Source organism: Oceanisphaera submarina (assembly GCF_046521305.1).
In the GTDB taxonomy this organism is placed as follows: domain Bacteria; phylum Pseudomonadota; class Gammaproteobacteria; order Enterobacterales; family Aeromonadaceae; genus Oceanimonas; species Oceanimonas submarina.
Window position 1 is genome coordinate 63,389 of record NZ_JBKGFN010000015.1, and the last position, 19,827, is coordinate 83,215.

Sequence of the window (19,827 nt, forward strand, 5' to 3'; positions counted from 1 at the left end):
CTCCTTAGAATCCCAGACTGGACAGCAGATCGTCTACGCCGTCCTGATCCGAGACCACATCATGACGATGTTCTTTATTGATGATCGGGCCTTCGGCAGCAATGGCCGAGACCGGTGCGCTCTTTGGCGCGGCCAGGGCGTCTTCCATGCCCGGCAAGCTGCCAAAGACGGAAAGAATGGCCACCAGCTTGGCTTCCACCTCATGCACAAGGTTGATCACCCGCCGGATCATCTGACCGGTCAGATCCTGGTAATCCTGCGCCATCAGGATCTCGGTCAGCAGTTGCCGCAACTGATTGGCATCCTGCTCCGAACCCTGTAGAAAATCGTCGAGCTGAAAACACAATTCTTTGAATTTGTTCAACTCGAGCTGCCGCTGCATCAACTCACGCCAGCCCGGCATTACCTGCTGAATACGATCATTGAGCCGATCGGCAATGGGCAGGCTGGCCTCCACCGCATCCATGGTGCGATTGGCCGCCTTGTCGGTCATGTCGATGACATAACTCAGCCGCTCTCTGGCGTCGGGAATTTCATTTTCCGCCAGCTCAGGCAAGCGTGGATCGTTGCGAAATTCCTGTAGCGCGTCATGCAACTGACGGGTCAACTGCCCGACTTCACCAAGCAGCTCTTTCGTCTGGGGCATGCACACGTCGGTAAGATAACGGTCTGCGCCGTCCTGATCGCCACGCTCCAGCATGGCGACCAGTATGCGGGCCTGCTCCAGGCTGATCATTCCTTTCTGTAGTGCCATTGCGATGCCTTTTTATCCGATTCGCTCGAAAACCTTCTCGAGTTTTTCCTTGAGGGTGCCGGCGGTAAAAGGCTTGACCACGTAGCCGTTCACCCCCGCCTGGGCGGCGGTAATAATTTGCTCGCGCTTGGCTTCCGCCGTCACCATCAGGACCGGCAGGTGTTTGAGTTTTTCGTCGGCTCTAATGGCGCGCAACAAGTCGATACCCTGCATGCCGGGCATGTTCCAGTCGGTGACCACAAAATCGAAGCCTCCTCCCTTGAGCATCGGCAAGGCGGTGGTGCCGTCGTCGGCCTCATGGGTATTATTGAAGCCGAGATCGCGAAGCAGGTTCTTAATAATCCGGCGCATCGTTGAAAAATCATCCACGATGAGGATTTTCATGTTCTTGTCCAAGTATTTCCTCCTATCAGCCGACCTGCGGCCGCTGAACATGACAAGTATCTTAACTATATCGACCCGTTATACCCTAACTTGAATGGTATCCGGGATGATTAGGACAATAAAATACGTCCTGACCTTCAATTCTGGTCATTTAACAGGCGTAAAACTTACAGCTTATCGCTTTCTTTCACCCTTTCCATTCTTTCAGCCTGGCGCGCAAGCGGTGCATGGCCTGACTGTGGATCTGACTGATCCTGGACTCGCTGACCTCGAGTATCTGACCGATATCCTTCAGGTTCAGCTCCTCGTCGTAATATAAAGACAACACCAGGGCCTCCCGCTCGGGCAATGTCTTGATATGGCTCGATAGTGCGCTCAAGAAGCGCTGCCTGGCCATGTCTTCGAACGGACCGGAGGCATGGCTCCCCTCCTCCGCATGATGGTCGACACCGGTTTCAAATTCGTCCATTTCCAGAATCTTGCCGTTACTGGTATCTCGCAGCATGCCGTAGTAGTTATCCAGACTCACACCCAGCTCTTCGGCCACTTCTCTGTCGTTCGCATTACGCCCTTCCCGGCGCTGTACGGCGACGAGGGCGGCGGAAATCTGACGGCTGTTTTTATGCACCGAGCGCGGCACCCAGTCTCCTCGACGAATTTCATCGAGCATGGCGCCGCGAATGCGAATACCGGCAAAGGTCTCGAAGCTGGCGCCCTTGCCGGCGTCAAAATTACGGGCGGCTTCCAGCAAACCCACCATGCCCGACTGGATAAGATCGTCCAGCAGCACGCTGTCCGGTAATCGCGCCAGCAGGTGATGCGCGATGCGGCGCACCAGCCCCGCATGACGCTCCACCAACTGGTTGCCCTGCTGTCTGGTATACACCAGCGCCTTATTCACCCCGGACATCGGACTCGACCACCGGCGGGGTTAACAGATTTTCGATAAAGAACTGCAAATGGCCGCCTGCTCGCTGGGGCGCCGGCCAACTCAGGGCCTTGACCGCCAGCAGCTTGATCGCCATGGCAGAAGGTGACGTGGGGTACTGATTGACCACCAGCGCCTGACGGCGTACCGCCAGACGCAGGTTGCCGTCGAAGGGCACGCAGGCCACCAGTTCCAGTGCCGCGTCAAGAAAACGGTCGGTGACCCGGGTCAGTTTGGCGAACAATTCCTGTCCTTCACGCTGACTACGGACCATGTTGGCCACTATTTTGAAACGAAACACGCCGTAGTCGCGAGACAGTATCTTGATCAGTGCATAGGCGTCGGTGATGGAGGTGGGTTCGTCACAGACCACCACTACCACCTCTTGCGCAGCCCGGGAGAAACTGAGCACCATGTCGGAGATGCCGGCGGCCGTATCCACCAGCAGGATATCAATCGGCGTCAGCATTTCGCTGAAAGCACGGATCAGGCTCACGTGCTCCAGCGGTGACAATTCGGTCATCGACTTGTTGCCGGACGTAGCCGGGATAATCTTGATCCCCTGAGGCCCATCCACCAACACCTCGTCCAGGGTGCATTCGCCCCGCAATACATGGGAAAGATTGCGCGTGACCCGGATACCCAGCAAGACATCGACGTTGGCCAGCCCCAGATCCGCATCCAGTACCATCACTCTCTTGCCCTGCGCCGCCATGGCCGAGGCCATGTTCAGGGTAATGTTGGTTTTACCAACACCGCCCTTGCCGCCGGTAATCGAAATAACCTGTACTCTGCTTGTTTTTTGCATAAGCCGCAGCCCACTCGCCTGGTCCTGAAACCAATTATTCATAAAAACGCGCATCCTCTTCATCAAACTCCGAGGATTCCCAGTAATAAGGATCCTCCCGACGCTGCTCTACGCTGCCCAGCGCCTGTTTGACCAGCTCGAGGGCATTCGCCAGCCGCAGGTCTTCCGGTACTCGTTGCCCGTCGGTGATATAGCTGATAGGCAGGCTGTTCTGAATACTGATATCCAGCACATCACCCAGCGACAGACTTTCATCCAGCTTGGTGAGAATGCAACCGGCCAGGGGGATGCGGCGAAAGTGATCCACCGCTTCCTGTAGCACCCGGCGCTGGGCCGTAGCCGGCAACACCAGATAGTTGCGAATCTTGATTTTTTTATCCCCGACCAGGGTGTCGAGCTGCTCGTTGAGCCGCAGATCCCGCTGCCCCATGCCGGCGGTATCGATCAACACCAGCCGCCGATGACGCAGCTGATACAACGCCTGCGCCAACTCCTGATAGGTGCGAGCCTGCTTGACCACCACCCCCATGATGCGGCCATAGGTTTGCAGTTGCTCATGAGCGCCAATCCGGTAATGGTCTGTGGTCACCAGGGCGATTTGGTCGGCCCCGTAGCGGGAGGAGAAGCGGGCAGCCAGCTTGGCGATGGTGGTGGTTTTGCCGACGCCGGTGGGGCCCAGCAGCGCCACCGCCCCCCCCTGGCGCAATATTTCGTCTTCACCGGTCATCAGTTGCTGACTCAGGGCCGCTTCAATCTGGCTCCAGGCTTCGTGGGGCTGAGCCTTGTCATTCACCCGCATCGCCAGCTGATCGGCAAAACCGTCGCTGAATCCCAGTCCGTTCAGTTGCTTGATCACCATGGCGCGTACCGGCTCGCGGCGCTCCACCTCCTGCCACATAAGACCCGACACCTGATGCTCCAGCAACTGCCGGATACTGGCAATTTCCTGGCGCATGGCATTCAGCTCCTTGTCCTTGGCCCCTTCCTTGCGTTTATTCTCTCGACTGTCATGCAACTGAGGCTGTGCCAGCGGCTCTCTTGCTCCCAGTCTAGGCTCCTGACGTTGATCCTTGTGCGACTCTTTCAGGCCGGGTTCGGCCCAGCTTTCCTGCTCGGCCAGGGTTTTGGGAGACGCTTCGCTGCGGCCGCGCAGCAACAGCGACTGCAGGGTTTCGGACTGCTGTTTTTCATCCAGCGGGGAAATAAATTGACGAGCCTGCGCCGAAATTTTGACATTGTCATCCCGCAGCGGCCGCTGCACCGGCGTGACTGGAATTTCGTCGTCATCCACCGCCGCCACTATCTCGATGCCGCCCGAGACTTTTTTATTGGACATGATGACCGCGTCCGCGCCGAGCACATCCTTCACTTCGGCCAGAGCGGCTCTCATGTCCTTGGCAAAAAATCGTTTTATCTTCATTTAAACTACCACCCTGCTACTGCTGGCCAACAGACGCCACGATGCGGATTTGACGGTCATCAGGTACCTCCTGATAAGACAAGACCCGCAGGCTGGGAATCGTGTGTTTTACAAAGCGCGCCAAGGTGGTGCGCAACATGCCGGAGGTCAGCAAAATAGCCGCCTGTCCCTCCATTTCCTGGTTAGCCGCCGCCTGTGCCAGTGATTGCTGCATGCGCTCGGCCAGGCCAGGCTCGATGCCGCTGCCCTGAGCACCACCGGACTGTAAAGAGTTCTGCAATATCTGTTCCAGTTCTGGTGCCAGGGTAATCACCGGCAGCTCGCGCTCGGTGCCCGCTATCTCCTGCACCATAAAACGACGCAGGGCGATACGACAGGCTGCGGTCAGCACTTCCGGATCCTGGCTCTTGGTCGAATACTCGGTCAGGGTCTGTAAAATGGTACGCATGTCACGGATGGTCACCCCTTCATGCAACAGGCTCTGCAGCACCTTGGTCACCAGGGCCAGGCTCATGGCGCTGGGCACCAGCCCTTCTACCAGCTTGGGCTGACTACGGCCTATCTGATCGATCAGATTCTGCACTTCCTCATGACCCAGCAACACGGACGCATGATTGGTCAACAGCTGGCTGAGGTGGGTCGCCACCACGGTGGAGGCATCCACCACTGTGTAACCCAGACTCTGGGCCTGTTCAATCTGGTCTTTGGCAATCCAGGTGGCCTCCAGGTCGAAGGCGGGATCGCGGGTGTCGATACCCTGCAAGGGCCCGAAGACCTGGCCTGGGTTGATGGCCAGTTCCCTGTCCGGATAAATATCGGCCGCCCCCGAGCTCACCCCCATCAGGGTGATCTGATACTGATTGGGGCCCAGTTCCAGGTTGTCACGAATATGCACGGCGGGGATCAAAAAACCCAACTCTTGCGAGAGCTTCTTGCGCACCCCCTTGATCCGGCTGAGCAATTCGCCGCCCTGGGCCTGATCGACCAGACTTATCAACCGATAACCGACTTCAAGGCCTATGGTATCGACCTGTGCCACATCCTCCCAGCTCAGCTCTTTCATCTCGGTGCTCTGTACCGCCGGTGCCTGCTCTTGCTCCACCGCCTCTTGCTGTGTTCGCTTGTTGCGTTTCACGGTCCACCAGGCGGCGAAAGCCGCCAGTCCCCCCAGCAGCAGAAAGGCAAAATGGGGCATACCCGGCACCAGACCCATGGTGATCAGAATGCCGGCGGCAATGGTCAGCGACTTGGGATTATCGAACAGCTGACCCAGCATCGCCTGGCCCATGTCTTCCCGGGTATTCTGACGGGTAACGATGATGGCGGCGGCAATCGACAACAGCAGGGAAGGAATTTGCGCCACCAGGCCGTCGCCGATGGTCAGCAGGGTATAGATCTCGGCCGCCTCGCCGAATGGCAGCCCGTGCTGGGCCATGCCGATGATGAAACCGCCGATGATATTGATGAACAGTATCATGATGCCGGCGATGGCATCGCCCTTCACGAACTTGGAGGCACCGTCCATGGAGCCGTAGAAGTCGGCCTCCCGGGTCACTTCATCCCGACGCAGCCGCGCCTCGTCCTGATTGATAAGACCGGCATTCAGATCCGCATCGATGGCCATCTGCTTGCCGGGCATGGCGTCCAGGGTAAAGCGGGCACTGACTTCCGAAATACGGCCGGCCCCCTTGGTGACCACCGCGAAGTTGATGATCATCAGGATCAGAAATACGATAAGACCGACGGCGTAGTTGCCGCCGATCACCACGGAGCCAAAGGCCTCGATCACGTTACCGGCCGCATTGCCGCCCTCGTGCCCTTCCAGCAACACTACTCGGGTCGAGGCCACGTTCAGCGCCAGCCGCAGCAGGGTGGCCACCAGCAGCACGGTCGGAAAGGCGGCAAAGTCCAGCGGCCGCTGGCTGTATACCGCCACCAGCAGGATCACCAGCGCCAGGGAGATATTGAAGGAGAACAGCACGTCCAGCAGCAGGGCGGGAACCGGCAACACCACCATGCCCAGTGCCGCCAGCACCAGCAGGGGAGTCCCCAACCCCTTATGAAACCACGAGGACCAGGGTCCTGCCTGTAAAAGCTTATCCTTGAATGCCATTACCGCTGCTGTGTTGCCGATGATTGATGGCTTTCATATGCAACAAGCAGGCCAACAAATAATCCTGCTATGCTGGCATCGCCACCATCCCCGGCGATCTGATGACATGCCCGAGTTTAGATGGGGCGAGCGTGTCTCGTCGTGATGAACCATTTCAGCCTGAACGAACTTATGTGCGATATTCTTCCGGTATCGGCAGCTCTTCCTTCAGCGGAATCGGCTTGTTGCCTTGTCCCTTGCGCCAGGCGTTCAGCTGGAAGACATAGGCCAGTATCTGGGCCACAGCCACGAAGAGGCCGTCGGGGATTTCGCGATCGAGCTTGGTGGAGTGGTATACCGCCCGTGCCAGGGCGGGAGACGATATGACCGGCACCTCGTATTCCCGGGCAATCTCCCGGATCTTGAGCGCTATTTCATCCAGGCCCTTGGCTACCACCACGGGGGCGGCGCCGGGCTTGTCCTTGTCATAACGCAAGGCCACCGAGTAATGAGTCGGGTTGACTACTACCACGTCGGCGGTGGGAACTTCGCCCATCATGCGGCGGTTGGCCATTTCCTGCTGCAAACGGCGAATACGGCCCTTCACCTCGGGCTTGCCCTCGGTGTTCTTGTATTCGTCCTTGATTTCCTGCAGCGTCATCTTCAGCTGGCGGGTGTGATTCCATATTTGAAAGGGCACATCGATGGCGACGATCGGCAGCAACGCCATGCACAACAGCAAGCCCATGCGCAGTAACAATTCCAGCGAGCCGACCATGGCGGCGGGCAGGGTTTCATCGCTCAGGCGCAGAATATTGTCAAACTGGCCCCACAACAGCCAGATGGCCAGGGTGGCGATAAACACCACCTTGGCAATGGACTTGAGCAGCTCCACCAGTGCCTGCATACCGAACATCCGCTTGAAGCCTTTCATCGGGCTCATGCGATCGAGCTTGGGCAGCATCGCCTGACTACTGAAATTAACGCCCCCGAGCAGGCTGTTGCCCACCAGCGCCGCCACCAGCACGATGGCAAAGAAACCAAACAAGGGCCACATCAACCCCAGCAAGGAATCACGCAGCGCCGGCATCATGGCCTCGGGATCGAACAGGGCCTCCCGGTCGATCCGAAAGTTGTGCTCAAACACCCGCGACATGGCCAGGCCCAGCGCATCGCCGACCATCATGAGTCCCAGGGCCGCACTCAACAGCACGGCGGCAGTACCCAGCTCTTTGGAACGGGGGATCTGGCCTTTTTCTCGTGCCTGGCGAAGGCGTTGTTCCGTGGGCTGTTCTGTTTTTTCCTGACCGTCCGACTCCGCCATTCAGCCTCCTTCACAGATCAGGTTAAGGGTATCGCACATCACCGTCTGCAGCCGTAACCACTGGTTTTCGAAATGTCCCAGAAATCCGCCCAGGGTCAGCCACAAAATAAAGAGGCCGCACACCATGCTGACCGCAAAGCCGACGCTGAAGATATTGAGCTGGGGGGCGGCTCGAGTCATGACCCCGAAGGTCAGGTTGATCAACAGCATGGCAACGATGGCCGACAGTGACATGGCCACCGCCGCCTGGAACAGCAGACTCAGCAATCCGGCAAGGTTTTCCCAACTGGTCACCGACAGGCCATTCATCGCCACCGGCAGGGTATCGAAGCTCAGTACTATGGCTTCAATCATCACCAGATGACCATTCAGGGCCAGAAACAACAAGGTGCCCAGCATCAGATACAACTGGCCCACCACGGGAGTAGACTGGCCGTTGAGCGGATCGACCATGGAGGCAAAGCCCAGGCTGGTCTGCATGGCGATGATCTGGCCGGCGGTCACGAAAGTTTGTAACAGAAACTGGGACAGCAGGCCGATTACGGCGCCAATCAGTACCTGCTGACCGGTGATCAGAAAGCCACCAACAGAAAACAGCGCCACATCGGGCATGACTGGCAGCACAGGCGCCACCGCCAGTGTGGTGGCAACCGCCAACAGCAAGCGGTTATAGACGGGCGTCAGCTGGGCACCAAACATCACCATGGTCATCATCATGCCGGCGATGCGGCACAGCGGCCACAGGTAGCTGGCCAGCCACATCAGGATCTGTTCGGTGCTGTAGTTCAAACATCATCTCCCGAAAACAAGGCAGTAAGCCGTAGCCGTAAGCTTTAAGACAAACCATCGGTGGCCGGGAGATTTGCGTTCCGCCTGTCTATTCCGATGGGTATGACCGTTTGCGCCGAATAAACTGGCGCCTACAAAATACTCGGCTCGCTTAAAGCCGGCGGCTTTAAGCCTTGTGTTAACCAATCACCTGCGGGATCTGGTAAATCATCTCGTAAAAGAAATCCATCAGCATATCGAAGCCCCAGTGAGCTCCCACCGCCAGCGCGCCCAGGGTCACCAGCAAGCGAGGCAAGAAGCTCAGGGTCTGCTCGTTGATGGACGTGGCCGCCTGAAACACCGCCACCACCAGACCGATGGCCAGACTCGGCAAGATCACCGCCGATACCAGCACCGTCACCAGCCAGAGCGCACTGCGAAATATGTCGACGAAGGTTTCCGGGCTCACTATCCTGCTCCCAGGCCAAAGCTGTTGGCCAGGGTGCCCATGATCAGGTTCCAGCCGTCCACCAGCACAAACAGCATCAGCTTGAATGGCAGCGAAATCAGCATCGGCGACAGCATCATCATACCCATCGCCATCAGAATACTGGCCACCACCAAATCGATGACCAGAAAGGGCAAAAACAGCATGAAGCCTATCTGAAAGGCGGTTTTCAGCTCGCTGGTGACAAAGGCCGGTATCAGCACCCGCAGCGGCACGTCGGCTTCGCTGTCGACCTTGATATCGGCGATGTCGAGAAAGGTGTCGAGATCCTTGACCCGGGTCTGGGCCATCATGAAATCCCGCACCGGCAGCTCGGCCCGGGCCAGGGCTTCCCTGGAACCGATTTCTTCCGCCAGATAGGGCTGAAGGGCATCCACATTCACCCTGTCCAGCACCGGTGACATGATAAAAAAGGACAGAAACAGGCTGATGCCGATCAGCACCTGGTTATTGGGACTTTGCTGCAGACCCAGCGCCTGACGCAGAATCGACAGCACTATGATGATGCGGGTGAACGAGGTCATCATGATGACGATGGCCGGCAAAAAAGACAGCGCCGTCATCAGCGCCAGCACCTGCAGGGTCAGGCTGTATTCCTGGCTGCCATCCGCATTGGTGGTCACCGTTACCGCCGACAGGCCCTGCTGGGCCATGGCCGGCCCGGCCAGTAACAGCAACAGGGGCAGGCAGCGACTAAGACGACTCATGGCCGCTCCTTTCACTCCGCCTCGCCAGTAAAGCACCCGCCTGCTCCGGCGCCAGCGGTTGTTCCAGCTTGCCCAGATCGGAGATCTGCTGTGCGGTCACCCCAAGCAGTCGCTGCTCTTCTCCCACCTGCACCACCAGCAGGCGTTCTCGCTGCCCCAGCGCCAGCGAAGTCACTATCTTGAGCTGGCGGCTGCCGCCCAGCAGCGAAGCCCCCCGCAACCGGCGCAGCACCCAGCCCAGCAGCAGGATAACGCCGATCACCAGCATCGAAGACAGCGCCCACGAATCCCAGCGAACTTCCGGTCCCTGTGCCAGTACGGTGGCCGGCAGCAACAGCAATATCGATAACAGACGCATTATTTCAGCTTTTTGATACGTTCGGTCTGGCTGATCACATCGGTCAGCCGGATCCCGAACTTGTCATTCACCACCACCACCTCACCGTGGGCGATCAGGGTGCCGTTTACCATCACATCCAGCGGCTCGCCGGCCAGCCGGTCCAGTTCCACTACCGATCCCTGGTTCAGCTGCAGCAAATTACGGATACTGATCTGGGTACGGCCCACTTCCATCGAAATGGTGACCGGAATATCCAGAATGGCGTCAAGTTTCCGTCGTTCTTCACCGGATAGCGGCGGCGCATCGCCGCCACTAAAGTCATCCAGCTCGGCCCGCTTTGCCGATGAGGTCTCTGCTTTTTTGCCTTCCTGAGACACCTGTTCGGCCATGGCCTCGCCCCAGACATCATCCAGCTCATTCTGTTCATCACTCATGATGCATCCTCAATGGTTCTTTCCAGTTCTTCCAGCTCGGCCTCACCGTCGATACGCACGCCACGGCGGGTAACGTGGCTCAACTCTGTCTTCACCGTTTCCGGTTTCTTGATTTTTTCGGTGATACGCATCGCCATCTTTTCACCGGACCGCCCCAGCTGGCCGCGGAAGCTGGGTAATCCCTCGACCGAAATCAGCAGGTGCTCGGGCATGTCTACCGGAATGATATCTCCGGCCTGCAGCTCCATGATGCCGCGCAGGCTCAGCTCTTTTTCCAGTAGTCTCACCGACAGGTCTACCCCCACATCGAGAATTTCGTCGCGCAGCGCCTTGCCCCAGCGCAAGTCATTTTCACCCTTGTCGCTTTGCACCCCCGCATCCAGCAGCTCGCGGATCGGCTCCAGCATGCCGTAAGGCAGGGTGACGTGAAAGTCACCGCCACCGCCGTCCAGCTCGATATGAAAAGAGCTGACCACGACCACCTCGGTCGGACTGACGATATTGGCCATGGTGGGGTTCACTTCCGAGTCCAGATATTCAAAGCCCACGTCCATCACCGGCGCCCAGGCTTCCTTGTAATCCTCGAACACCAGCTTCAACAACAGCTGGATCACCCGGCGTTCGGTGGGAGTAAATTCTCGACCTTCAATCTTGGCATGGCGACCATCACCACCGAAGAAATTGTCCACCAGAATAAACACCAGACGGGCTTCCATGGTGACCAGACCTATCCCCTTGAGCGGGCGAAAACGGACCATATTCAGGCTGGTGGGCAAGAACAGCGAATGTACATATTCGCCGAACTTGATCATCTGTACCCCGTTGACGGACACCTCGGCGGTGCGCCGCATCATGTTGAACAGGCTGATGCGCATATGTCGGGCGAAGCGCTCATTGACCATTTCCAGCGTCGGCATACGCCCACGGACGATGCGATCCTGAGAAGAGAAATCGAACATGGAAACGCCGTTTCCATCATTGGCCTCTTCTTCTTCTACATCGTCCACCCCGTGTAACAGGGCATCAATTTCATCCTGAGATAACAGATCGCTCACGAATCACCTATTGCATTACGATACCGGTAAAGAGCACCTTTTCTATCAGGGGTGCTCCCAGCTCTTCCGTCAACACCGTATTCAACTCGTTCAGCGCTTCCTGACGAACCCCTTGCTTGCCTTCGGCAGACAGATAATTATCGGCACTTTGACGGCTCAACACCGTCAGCAGGATACTTTCCAGCAACGGCAGGTGGCGCTTGGCCTTCGTTTCCCCGGCCTCCCCCCTAACCATCAATTGCAGTTCTACCTGTACCAGTCGTTCCCGCCGTCCGGCTGACACCGAAAAGACAAAAGGTCGGGACAAGCCGACATACAGCGCCCGATTGTCAACCACCGGTGCCGCCTCGACACTGTCGGACGAGGGGATCAGCCACCAGGCGGCACCGCCGCCGGCACACACCAGCAACAAGACGATGATCCAGACAAGTTTACGTTTGTACCATGCCACCTTGGGCATGATGAGTTCATCGGCCATGTTGTTTATTTATCCTTGACGAGAAGTAAGTTGCTCACTTTTTTAAATCACGCAAAAAAATCAATTCTGCCGGCATCGCGACCAAAGCGCGACGTTCGAGTTTCCTCTCCCGACGCTTGATATTCATCACCATCGACGGTGCCGCGCGAGCTATCACGGGAGCTTTCCCCCGACGATTGAGCTTCTTGTCGGGCTTCTTGCTGCGCATTCTGATTGAAGCCCCCCTGCTGACCGGCTAACTGACCCTGACCTGGGCTCAGGTTCAACCCCTGCTGGCTCATCATCTCTCTCAAGCGCGGCAAGGCCTGATCAAGCAATTCCCTGGCCTGTGGATGACTGGCCAGAAACTGGACCTGGACTTCCCCCTGCTCCATTTTCACCTGGATCCTGAGACCGCCAAGTTCCGACGGATTAAGGCGAATATCCGCCTCCTCCAGATTCTGGCTCACCATTATCTGTACCTGTTGTGCCAGCTGCTTTGCGCTTTGTTCCGGAGTGCCCTGCAACGTTAACACCCGATCCGGCAACGCTGGACGCTCTGGTGTGGCCGCTGTCTGTATACCATCCCGGCCCGCCATTATAATGCCGACATCCTGAGCGACAGGGGGGTGATTCGTCACCGATGACCATTCAGCACCCGTTTGACCTGACAGCAATGCGGATTCGATCGAGCCCATCACCTCCCGTTCGAATACGCGCTCCGCCTTGCTTTCGCCCTCGCCTTCCTCCTCCGCCAGCGCGACCGATGGCAACTCTTTGCCGTCGGTGCCGGGATCCGGCCGGGCACCGGGCTGCAAGCCTGGTTGTGACCAGCGACGACCATGTTCAATTTGTGCCAGCCATTCCGGTGCCCGGCCTTCATTCGCGGCTGCCGCGGGAGCCGAGGACGAGATAGCCTCAGTTGACGACCAGGCCATTACCTGACGTATCTGCCGGTCAAACTCCGCCGTGGGCTCGGTGGTCGCGTTTGACATCATCACCATCGGCTCACGACGAATATCGCTTGACTGCGCGCCAACCTGTCCACCCGAAGGAGCCTCTGGCTTTGACATACTCCTGGGCATCGGGGGCGACTCGTCGGCCTCTATGCTCGCATCCTGTGCCGAGCTCGAGTCACTCTTTGCCTTCTGGCCCGCCATTGCATCCTTAGTCTGTGATGAGCCGGTGCCGACCGAGGCGGATAAAAAACCGGCCCCTGTGACGCCAGTTGTTTCCTTACCGGCGGCCGCGTCGACCGGCTTATCCATTTCGTATTTACCGGCGGCGTATTTTTCCGCTACGAATTTCTCCGCTCCCGCTGTCTCGACGGTGGTCTTATCAACTGCGGTGTTATCAATGTCGGGCTTATCGATGGTGCCCGTCGGTGGCAATGGAATGCCGCCTTGCCGCTCAGATGTGCCGGAAGGCACCGAGCCTGCCATCCGGCTTTCCGGTGTCACCGCAGCCGACCGGGCACCACCTGGCGCATCTTGCGTGAGCACCTCACCCGAAGCGGCTGCCGTCGTCGTCCGCATTGCCGACCCTGTCCCGGTTTCAGACCCTGAGTCGATGGCGGGGGAGACAAAAGTAGCTGCTGCCGAGAGGGCGGTGGCTCTGGCCGGATCCGTCGGCTTGTTCGCCGTCAACTCCTGGCCCGCCGTATCGCCGGCTGACAACGTTTCTGCCGACCGCTCGCTTTCCCCCTCGGCTGAAGCAGACGCCGGAGCCTCGAGATGGCTCTCTTGCACACCGCTCCGGAAATCGCCATCGGTCGATGCGGCCGGAGGCGGCTCGGAAGAGATCGAACCAGACGAGGCAACCCCGGCCTGGATTTCGGTATCGGGCTGGGCACCAAGCTCGCCCTCCCCAGGTGATGACTGCCGCGTCAGCACCTCGGCAAACCGCCCGGCACCGCCAGTGTTGTCGGCATCAGTCATTCTGGCGGCCATTTCCTGACCGGCCTGAACCCGCATAGACATGATGTTCATGGTCATGATGAAGTGATCCCCGTAAATCCTGCGGCCGCGCCGTCAGTCATTGCATCGACACATAAACCATGCAATAACCACACCATAAATCTATTCCGTTCAGTTAGTCTCCGTTTCTTCCCCGGAGGCTAGCGTCTTTTCTTGTGAAACCGGTAGATAGCCAGGTTATCGAGCATTTTCTGCTCCTGCCGGCTGCTGTCGAGCCGTTGCCGTTCGGCCTCTCGCTCCAACAATTTTTCGATGGCCTGCTTGCGGGTACGTATCGCCATCCAGGCGATGCGGCTTTGCTCCAGCATCCGTCTGGCCTGCAGCAAACCGTCTTGCTGCTGCTGCTGAGCCACTTCCAGCTTGTCTATAAAACCCTGAAAATGACCGAACTGATGAGCGCTAAGTCCCTGTTGACCCCGGTTGTGAAATTCCTGACTGTAATTACGCTGGTACTGGCTCAGTGTCTGCTGCTGCTGCTCCAGCTGTTGCAGTTGCAGCCGTGCGGCGCCAAGCTCTGCCGCCGCCTTGCGTTCCTGACCATCGAGTTGTTCCAGCAACAGCTGCAGTGCCCGACTCATCAACCGGCTCTCAACAGCGGTTTACTAATGATGTCGAGATCGTTCAGGCACATGGGGAGCTCCACCACATCCGTCATGCTCTGGGTCAGGAAGTGATCCAGCCGAGGGCGGATATGAATGGCCATGTCCAGCCGGGGATCGGCACCGGACTGATAGGCACCCAGGTTGATCAGATCGTGATTTTGCTGATAGAGGGCATAAGCCTGTTTGACGGCGCGGGCCTGTTGCTGGTGCGTATCGGTCGTGACCGCCGTCATTACCCGACTGATCGACTTTTCGATGTCGATGGCCGGATAGTGGCCGCTGTCGGCCAGTTGCCGCGACAGCACTATGTGACCATCGAGAATGGCGCGAGCCGCATCGGCGATGGGATCCTGCAGGTCGTCACCTTCGGTCAGCACGGTGAAAAAGGCGGTAATGCTGCCCTGGCCTTCGGCGCCGTTACCGGCCCGCTCAACCAATGCCGGCAGCCGGGCAAACACCGAGGGCGGATACCCCTTGCTGGCCGGAGGCTCCCCCACCGCCAGCGCGATTTCACGCTGGGCCTGGGCGTAACGGGTCAGCGAATCCATCAGCAGCAACACGCTGAGTCCCTGATCCCGAAAGTATTCCGCCAGGGTCAGTGCCGTTTCGCAGCCCTTGAGGCGCATCAGGGGTGAGGCATCGGCCGGAGCCGCCACCACCACGGCGCGAGCCCGACCTTCTTCGCCGAGAATGACGTCGATAAATTCTTTTACTTCACGGCCACGCTCGCCAATCAGTCCCACGATCACCACATCGGCCTTGGCACCCCGGGTCATCATGCCCAGCAGTACACTCTTGCCGACCCCTGAGCCGGCAAAGAGCCCCATGCGCTGGCCCTGCCCTACCGTCAGCAGCGCATTGATGGCCCGTACGCCCACATCCATCGGCGTTTCAATCGGCTTGCGTGCCATCGGGTTCAGTCGCTGGGCGGTAAAGTCGGCGGTGGTACTGGTGACGATGGGGCCCAGGCCATCCAGCGGCTGGCCGATACCGTCAATCACCCGCCCCAGCAATTCCATGCCCACCGGCACCCCGGCTCCCTGGCCTACCGGCGTCACCCGGGCGCCGGGGATCACCCCCTTGAGCGACTCGCTGGGCATTAAAAACAGCCGATCGTCGGCAAAACCGACCACCTCGGCGTCCATATCACCAAACATCGTCTGGATTTTGCACTGACTGCCCACGGCGGCGGTACACCCCACCGCCTCCAACGTCAGCCCCACCACCCGGGTCAACTTGCCGCTGGCCGCCATGGCCGGCATTAATCCCCTGGTCTGATAGGCAGCAAGCCGCTCAGGGAGAGTCATGGAAGCGATTCCAGTTCGCCTTGAGGAAGTTGGCCATCAGCTCGTCTATACGCAAGGCCAGGCTGACATCCAGCTCGGACAAGGCGGTTTTTACTCGCAGATCGCCGCGGCCCTGGCCGGGCTCGCTTACCAGTTCCCAGCCTCTCTGCCGGCGATTTTTTTCGTCGAAATGCTGTTCGATGATGGCCAGGTCGTCCGGATGCAAAAACAGGGTGACGCCGCCCTCATGGCCCGGCAAGGCCGCCAGCGCTTCACGTACCGTGGCCAGCAATAACTGGGGCGAGGTGCTGACTTCGGTCTTCAGCAGGTTACGGGCCAGCTCCTGGGCCAGGGTGACCAGACTTTGCTCCACTACCCGATCTATCTGGGCCAATGGCGCCTGCAAACCCTCGAGCAGTTGCTGCCATTGTCGGCGCAACTGCTCGATTTGTTCCTGCCCTTCGGCCAGGCCCTGCTCCAGCCCCTGTTGCAAGCCGGCTTCGTGCCCCTGCTGCAGCCCGGTGAGCCGACCTTCTTCCTGCCCGGCAGCCTGGCCCTCTTGTTTTCCCTGTTCAAAGCCTTCCTCATAGGCGGCCTGTCGAATGGCTTCCAGAGCTTCGGCAGTCAGGGGCTCGGGATCCGGCTCAAACACCGGCTCGGGCGTCGCCACCTCGACCCGGCGCTTGATATTAAGCGCCCGCTCTTTGGAGGCAACCCGGGGCTGCGCCATGTCCGGCCAGGACCAGTGTTCGGCGTCCGCGTTTTCATCACGGGGCGGATGACCATGACCAGAGGAATAGGCATTACGACTCATACGAAGTCATCTCCACCGCCTTTGGCCAGCATCAGCTCACCACTGTCTGCCAGACGACGGGCGATGCCCAGTATTTCCTTCTGGGCCAGCTCAACATCGCTTACCCGCACCGGGCCCATGGCATCCAGATCGTCCTGCATCATCTCGGCGGCCCGCTTGGACATGTTGTTCAGGAACTTGTCCTTGAGCTGATCGTCCGCCCCTTTCAAGGCCCGCTGCAACAGCTCGCCATTCACCTCGCGCAGCAGCAACTGTATGCCGCGATCGTCCACATCAATCAGATTTTCAAACACGAACATCAGATCCTGGATCTTCATGCTCATCTCTTCGTCTTCATCACGAATGGCTTCCATCAGGGTGCCTTCGATCGAGGTATCCAGGTAGTTCATGATATTGGCCGCGGCTTTCAGGCCCCCCATCTTGGCGGCCTTGGCACCACTCTGGCCGGCAAACTGTTTTTCCATGATGTCGTTCAGCTCTTGCAGCGCCGCCGGCTGTACTTCTTCCAGCTCGGCGATACGCATTACCAGATCCAGGCGCACCGGCTCGGCAAACTGCTGCAGAATTTCGGCGGCCTGCTCCGGCTCGAGATAAGACAGCACTATGGTCTGAATTTGCGGATGTTCGTTGAGAATAATACCCGCCACCTGGCGCGCATCCATCCATTTAAGCGAGTCCAGGCCGCGTGAACCGGCACCGGCCGAAATCTGGTCCACCAGGCGTCCGGCCTTGTCTTCACCCAGGGCCGACACCAGGGCGTTGCGCACGAAGTCCTGGCTGCCCACGCCGATTTTGGTGAAACGCTGAATATCTTCGATAAAGAGACGATGCACAGCCCCCACCCGGTCGGGGCCAAAATCGCCGACCGAGGCCATTTTCATTCCCAGTCGCTGTACCTGCTTGGGGTCGAGATGACGAAAAATCTGGGCCGCATCCTCTTCCCGCAGGCTCAACATCAGGAGCGCGGCCCTTTCGGTACCGGTCATCTTGTCGAGCAACTGACGCTGCTCGTCGGTAATCATCAGTTGCTGAGTATCAGTCATCGGCTCTCACCCAATCTCTCACTACCTGTGCCGCCAGATCCGGTTCGTTGGCCACCAGGGCCCGAATAGCCGACAACACATCTTCATCTTTATTCAGATCCGGCAGTTGCAAACGACCCTCGCGAATACCGAACATGCCGTCATCCTGCTCGGCCTGCTGAGCCAACAACGACAGACTGTCATTGCCCAACAGTGCATTCTGACCGTCCAGATCCACCTCTTCCGGCATTTTTTCGTCGCTGCCCAGCAGACGCCGCACCATGGGCCGCACCAGAGTCAGCAACAACACAATCAGCACCAGAACGGCACCGAGGATCCGGGCCAGATGCCAGAACCAGGGCTGTTGATAAAAAGGCACGCCGGCAATATCGTCAAGCTGGGGTCGGTTGAACGCCACCGACACCACTTCGATGGCATCGCCCCGGCTCACATCGAAGCCCAGGCCGCCCCGCAACAGCCGATCGATGCGCGTCAGCTCTTCCGGCGTGAGCGCTACCCGCTCTGTGGTGCCATCGGCGTTACTGACGGTCTTGTGATCCACCGCCACCGATACCGTCAGCCGACGAATATCACCGGTCGAACTCTGGGTATGACTGATGGTGGTATCCAGCTCGAAATTGCGGGTTGCCTCCCGACGGGAGCGCTCGTTGGTCCGTTTTTCCTGCGCCAGCCCGGCGGCCTCTTCGGGGATATCAGACTCGGCCGGCGGCTGATTGGTGAGCGCGCCCGGAATGCCGATGGCCCCCAGACCCGAGGTGTTGTCTTCCATCACCATTTCCGATCGTACCGCCGGCAGATCGGGGTTAAACGACTTGATGGTCTGCTCTTTGCGGCTGAAATCGAGCCGCACATCGACTTCGGCTGTGTAATTTCCGAGCCCCAGCACCGGACTCAGAATGGCGTCAATCTTCTGACGATACTCGGCTTCCTGCTTTTGCTGCTGTTCAAATTCACGACGAGTGCGGGCCGACAGCGGATCCTGTGAGCCGGAATTGAGTAATCGACCGTTCTGATCGGTCACCGTAACCCGGCCCGGCGTCATGTCCGACACCGCCGAGGCCACCGTATCCACGATGGCATCCACTTCTTCCTGACGCAGGGTGCCGCCCCGGCGCAAGTTCAACACCACGGTGGCGCTGGGCTGGCGCTTGTCGCGTACAAAGACGTTTTCGCGAGGAATGGCCAGCAATACCTGGGCCTGAGCCACGCTGTTAAATTGCTCTATCACCCGCGCCAGTTGCCGTTCGCGGCTCAGGTTAAGCCGCTCCCGCTCCAGGCGCTGACTGATGCCGAAACCGGGGTCGGACAACAAGATGGCATCGCCCTGGGGGGCACTCTGGTTCAGGCCGGATCGGCGCAGGTTGAGCTGAATGTCGGCAAATTTATCGGCCCGCACCAGCACAGTGCTGCCGTCGATGGAGTATTCGACTTTTTGCGCATCGAGAAAATCGAGAGTTTCAATCAGTTCCTGATTGCTGTACACGCCCAGCGGCCGCATCTGGGGCTCTTTTCCCCACAGCAGGATAAATACCGCCATCGCCAGACAAATGGCCAGCGCCAGCACGATAATGACCTGGCGCAAGATATCGGTGTTGCCCAGCAGGGCGAACGGTGTGCTTTTCTGCTCTTCTGCTTCCAGTGAATTGGCCTCGCTGGTGGCAAGTGCAGATTTGTCGGTATTCACCAACGGATTATCAGCCACCAATCAAGTCCTCATACCGGCATGTTCATAATGGTTTTGTAGGCCTCAACCACCTTGTTGCGCACCTGCACGGTGGCATCGAAGGCGATACTCGACTTTTGCGCCGAGATCATGACCTGCTCCAGGCTGACCGATTCATCTCCCAGCTCGAAGCGGTTACGCAGATCACCGGTATTTTGCTGCAAGCCATTCACGTTATTTACCGCCTGAGTCAGCAGGGCGGAAAAATCCTGTTGCGGCGCCATACCATTGGCCGGGGTCAGCGGTTGCAGCTCGCCTTTGACGGCTTGCATGTCCGATAACAATGCAGCGGCGGTAATGTCCATTCCAGTCACTCCCTCTGTCAGATTAAGTAGCGTGAAGATCATAATGCAAACGACGGGCCAGTCTATCTTTATCTGTTCCTTCGTCTTGTATCCGATCAT

Annotated in this window: 21 protein-coding genes; all 21 read right to left on the minus strand. The window is 58.5% G+C overall.

Going from position 1 to position 19,827, the window contains the following annotated elements; genetic code table 11:
* Positions 1 to 4 precede the first annotated feature (4 nt).
* Positions 5 to 754, minus strand: coding sequence for a protein phosphatase CheZ (locus ACLEIV_RS14325; RefSeq protein ID WP_410457312.1), 750 nt, complete (start codon positions 752 to 754; stop codon positions 5 to 7).
* A 12-nt stretch (positions 755 to 766) separates the two neighbouring features.
* Positions 767 to 1,138 carry a chemotaxis response regulator CheY gene (cheY, locus tag ACLEIV_RS14330; protein ID WP_477529394.1) on the minus strand — a complete coding sequence of 124 codons (372 nt, stop codon included), beginning with the start codon at positions 1,136 to 1,138 and terminating at the stop codon, positions 767 to 769.
* A 187-nt stretch (positions 1,139 to 1,325) separates the two neighbouring features.
* A complete protein-coding gene (locus ACLEIV_RS14335; RefSeq protein WP_477529395.1) occupies positions 1,326 to 2,039 on the minus strand; it encodes an RNA polymerase sigma factor FliA in 714 nt (237 codons plus the stop codon).
* Positions 2,032 to 2,916, minus strand: coding sequence for a MinD/ParA family protein (locus ACLEIV_RS14340; protein WP_410457314.1), 885 nt, complete (start codon positions 2,914 to 2,916; stop codon positions 2,032 to 2,034). Before ACLEIV_RS14340 ends, ACLEIV_RS14335 begins: the two co-directional genes overlap by 8 nt.
* Positions 2,909 to 4,294 carry a flagellar biosynthesis GTPase FlhF gene (flhF, locus tag ACLEIV_RS14345; protein WP_410457315.1) on the minus strand — a complete coding sequence of 462 codons (1,386 nt, stop codon included), beginning with the start codon at positions 4,292 to 4,294 and terminating at the stop codon, positions 2,909 to 2,911. The genes ACLEIV_RS14340 and flhF overlap by 8 nt, the downstream gene beginning before the upstream one ends.
* 16 nt (positions 4,295 to 4,310) lie before the next feature.
* The gene (flhA, locus tag ACLEIV_RS14350) at positions 4,311 to 6,407 is read right to left on the minus strand and encodes a flagellar biosynthesis protein FlhA (protein WP_410457316.1); all 2,097 of its coding nucleotides are present in this window, start codon (positions 6,405 to 6,407) and stop codon (positions 4,311 to 4,313) included.
* 169 nt (positions 6,408 to 6,576) lie between these two features.
* Positions 6,577 to 7,710, minus strand: a complete 1,134-nt coding sequence (gene flhB / locus ACLEIV_RS14355; RefSeq protein WP_410457317.1) for a flagellar biosynthesis protein FlhB — start codon at positions 7,708 to 7,710, stop codon at positions 6,577 to 6,579.
* The gene (fliR, locus tag ACLEIV_RS14360) at positions 7,711 to 8,499 is read right to left on the minus strand and encodes a flagellar biosynthetic protein FliR (RefSeq protein WP_410457318.1); all 789 of its coding nucleotides are present in this window, start codon (positions 8,497 to 8,499) and stop codon (positions 7,711 to 7,713) included.
* A 178-nt stretch (positions 8,500 to 8,677) separates the two neighbouring features.
* Positions 8,678 to 8,947, minus strand: a complete 270-nt coding sequence (fliQ, locus tag ACLEIV_RS14365; RefSeq protein WP_410457319.1) for a flagellar biosynthesis protein FliQ — start codon at positions 8,945 to 8,947, stop codon at positions 8,678 to 8,680.
* A complete protein-coding gene (gene fliP, locus ACLEIV_RS14370; RefSeq protein WP_410457320.1) occupies positions 8,947 to 9,693 on the minus strand; it encodes a flagellar type III secretion system pore protein FliP in 747 nt (248 codons plus the stop codon). The genes fliQ and fliP overlap by 1 nt, the downstream gene beginning before the upstream one ends.
* Complete coding sequence (gene fliO / locus ACLEIV_RS14375) at positions 9,680 to 10,051, minus strand: flagellar biosynthetic protein FliO (protein WP_410457321.1); 372 nt, start codon at positions 10,049 to 10,051, stop codon at positions 9,680 to 9,682. Before fliO ends, fliP begins: the two co-directional genes overlap by 14 nt.
* The gene (gene fliN, locus ACLEIV_RS14380) at positions 10,051 to 10,467 is read right to left on the minus strand and encodes a flagellar motor switch protein FliN (RefSeq protein WP_410457322.1); all 417 of its coding nucleotides are present in this window, start codon (positions 10,465 to 10,467) and stop codon (positions 10,051 to 10,053) included. Before fliN ends, fliO begins: the two co-directional genes overlap by 1 nt.
* Complete coding sequence (gene fliM, locus ACLEIV_RS14385; protein WP_410457323.1) at positions 10,464 to 11,522, minus strand: flagellar motor switch protein FliM; 1,059 nt, start codon at positions 11,520 to 11,522, stop codon at positions 10,464 to 10,466. Before fliM ends, fliN begins: the two co-directional genes overlap by 4 nt.
* Before the next feature lie 7 nt (positions 11,523 to 11,529).
* Positions 11,530 to 12,000 carry a flagellar basal body-associated FliL family protein gene (locus ACLEIV_RS14390; protein WP_410457324.1) on the minus strand — a complete coding sequence of 157 codons (471 nt, stop codon included), beginning with the start codon at positions 11,998 to 12,000 and terminating at the stop codon, positions 11,530 to 11,532.
* Positions 12,001 to 12,047: 47 nt separating this feature from the next.
* The gene (locus ACLEIV_RS14395; protein ID WP_410457325.1) at positions 12,048 to 13,973 is read right to left on the minus strand and encodes a flagellar hook-length control protein FliK; all 1,926 of its coding nucleotides are present in this window, start codon (positions 13,971 to 13,973) and stop codon (positions 12,048 to 12,050) included.
* Positions 13,974 to 14,095: 122 nt separating this feature from the next.
* On the minus strand, positions 14,096 to 14,533 hold the full coding sequence (fliJ, locus tag ACLEIV_RS14400) for a flagellar export protein FliJ (RefSeq protein ID WP_410457326.1): 438 nt from the start codon (positions 14,531 to 14,533) through the stop codon (positions 14,096 to 14,098).
* Positions 14,533 to 15,864 (minus strand): flagellar protein export ATPase FliI, encoded by a 1,332-nt coding sequence (gene fliI, locus ACLEIV_RS14405; protein WP_410457327.1) that lies wholly within the window; start codon positions 15,862 to 15,864, stop codon positions 14,533 to 14,535. The genes fliJ and fliI overlap by 1 nt, the downstream gene beginning before the upstream one ends.
* On the minus strand, positions 15,851 to 16,657 hold the full coding sequence (fliH, locus tag ACLEIV_RS14410) for a flagellar assembly protein FliH (RefSeq protein ID WP_410457328.1): 807 nt from the start codon (positions 16,655 to 16,657) through the stop codon (positions 15,851 to 15,853). Before fliH ends, fliI begins: the two co-directional genes overlap by 14 nt.
* Positions 16,654 to 17,700, minus strand: coding sequence for a flagellar motor switch protein FliG (fliG, locus tag ACLEIV_RS14415; protein WP_410457329.1), 1,047 nt, complete (start codon positions 17,698 to 17,700; stop codon positions 16,654 to 16,656). Before fliG ends, fliH begins: the two co-directional genes overlap by 4 nt.
* Positions 17,693 to 19,402 carry a flagellar basal-body MS-ring/collar protein FliF gene (gene fliF / locus ACLEIV_RS14420; RefSeq protein ID WP_410457330.1) on the minus strand — a complete coding sequence of 570 codons (1,710 nt, stop codon included), beginning with the start codon at positions 19,400 to 19,402 and terminating at the stop codon, positions 17,693 to 17,695. The genes fliG and fliF overlap by 8 nt, the downstream gene beginning before the upstream one ends.
* 11 nt (positions 19,403 to 19,413) lie before the next feature.
* On the minus strand, positions 19,414 to 19,728 hold the full coding sequence (fliE, locus tag ACLEIV_RS14425) for a flagellar hook-basal body complex protein FliE (RefSeq protein WP_410457331.1): 315 nt from the start codon (positions 19,726 to 19,728) through the stop codon (positions 19,414 to 19,416).
* Positions 19,729 to 19,827 lie beyond the last annotated feature (99 nt).

Coding starts and splice junctions, on each gene's coding strand:
- ACLEIV_RS14325 (WP_410457312.1), bottom strand. CDS start 754: ATGGCACTACAGAAAGGAATGATCAGCCTGGAGCAGGCCCGCATACTG.
- cheY (WP_477529394.1), bottom strand. CDS start 1,138: ATGAAAATCCTCATCGTGGATGATTTTTCAACGATGCGCCGGATTATT.
- ACLEIV_RS14340 (WP_410457314.1), bottom strand. CDS start 2,916: ATGAATAATTGGTTTCAGGACCAGGCGAGTGGGCTGCGGCTTATGCAA.
- flhF (WP_410457315.1), bottom strand. CDS start 4,294: ATGAAGATAAAACGATTTTTTGCCAAGGACATGAGAGCCGCTCTGGCC.
- flhA (WP_410457316.1), bottom strand. CDS start 6,407: ATGGCATTCAAGGATAAGCTTTTACAGGCAGGACCCTGGTCCTCGTGG.
- flhB (WP_410457317.1), bottom strand. CDS start 7,710: ATGGCGGAGTCGGACGGTCAGGAAAAAACAGAACAGCCCACGGAACAA.
- fliP (WP_410457320.1), bottom strand. CDS start 9,693: ATGAGTCGTCTTAGTCGCTGCCTGCCCCTGTTGCTGTTACTGGCCGGG.
- fliO (WP_410457321.1), bottom strand. CDS start 10,051: ATGCGTCTGTTATCGATATTGCTGTTGCTGCCGGCCACCGTACTGGCA.
- fliN (WP_410457322.1), bottom strand. CDS start 10,467: ATGAGTGATGAACAGAATGAGCTGGATGATGTCTGGGGCGAGGCCATG.
- ACLEIV_RS14390 (WP_410457324.1), bottom strand. CDS start 12,000: ATGGCCGATGAACTCATCATGCCCAAGGTGGCATGGTACAAACGTAAA.
- ACLEIV_RS14395 (WP_410457325.1), bottom strand. CDS start 13,973: ATGACCATGAACATCATGTCTATGCGGGTTCAGGCCGGTCAGGAAATG.
- fliJ (WP_410457326.1), bottom strand. CDS start 14,533: ATGAGTCGGGCACTGCAGCTGTTGCTGGAACAACTCGATGGTCAGGAA.
- fliI (WP_410457327.1), bottom strand. CDS start 15,864: ATGACTCTCCCTGAGCGGCTTGCTGCCTATCAGACCAGGGGATTAATG.
- fliH (WP_410457328.1), bottom strand. CDS start 16,657: ATGAGTCGTAATGCCTATTCCTCTGGTCATGGTCATCCGCCCCGTGAT.
- fliG (WP_410457329.1), bottom strand. CDS start 17,700: ATGACTGATACTCAGCAACTGATGATTACCGACGAGCAGCGTCAGTTG.
- fliE (WP_410457331.1), bottom strand. CDS start 19,728: ATGGACATTACCGCCGCTGCATTGTTATCGGACATGCAAGCCGTCAAA.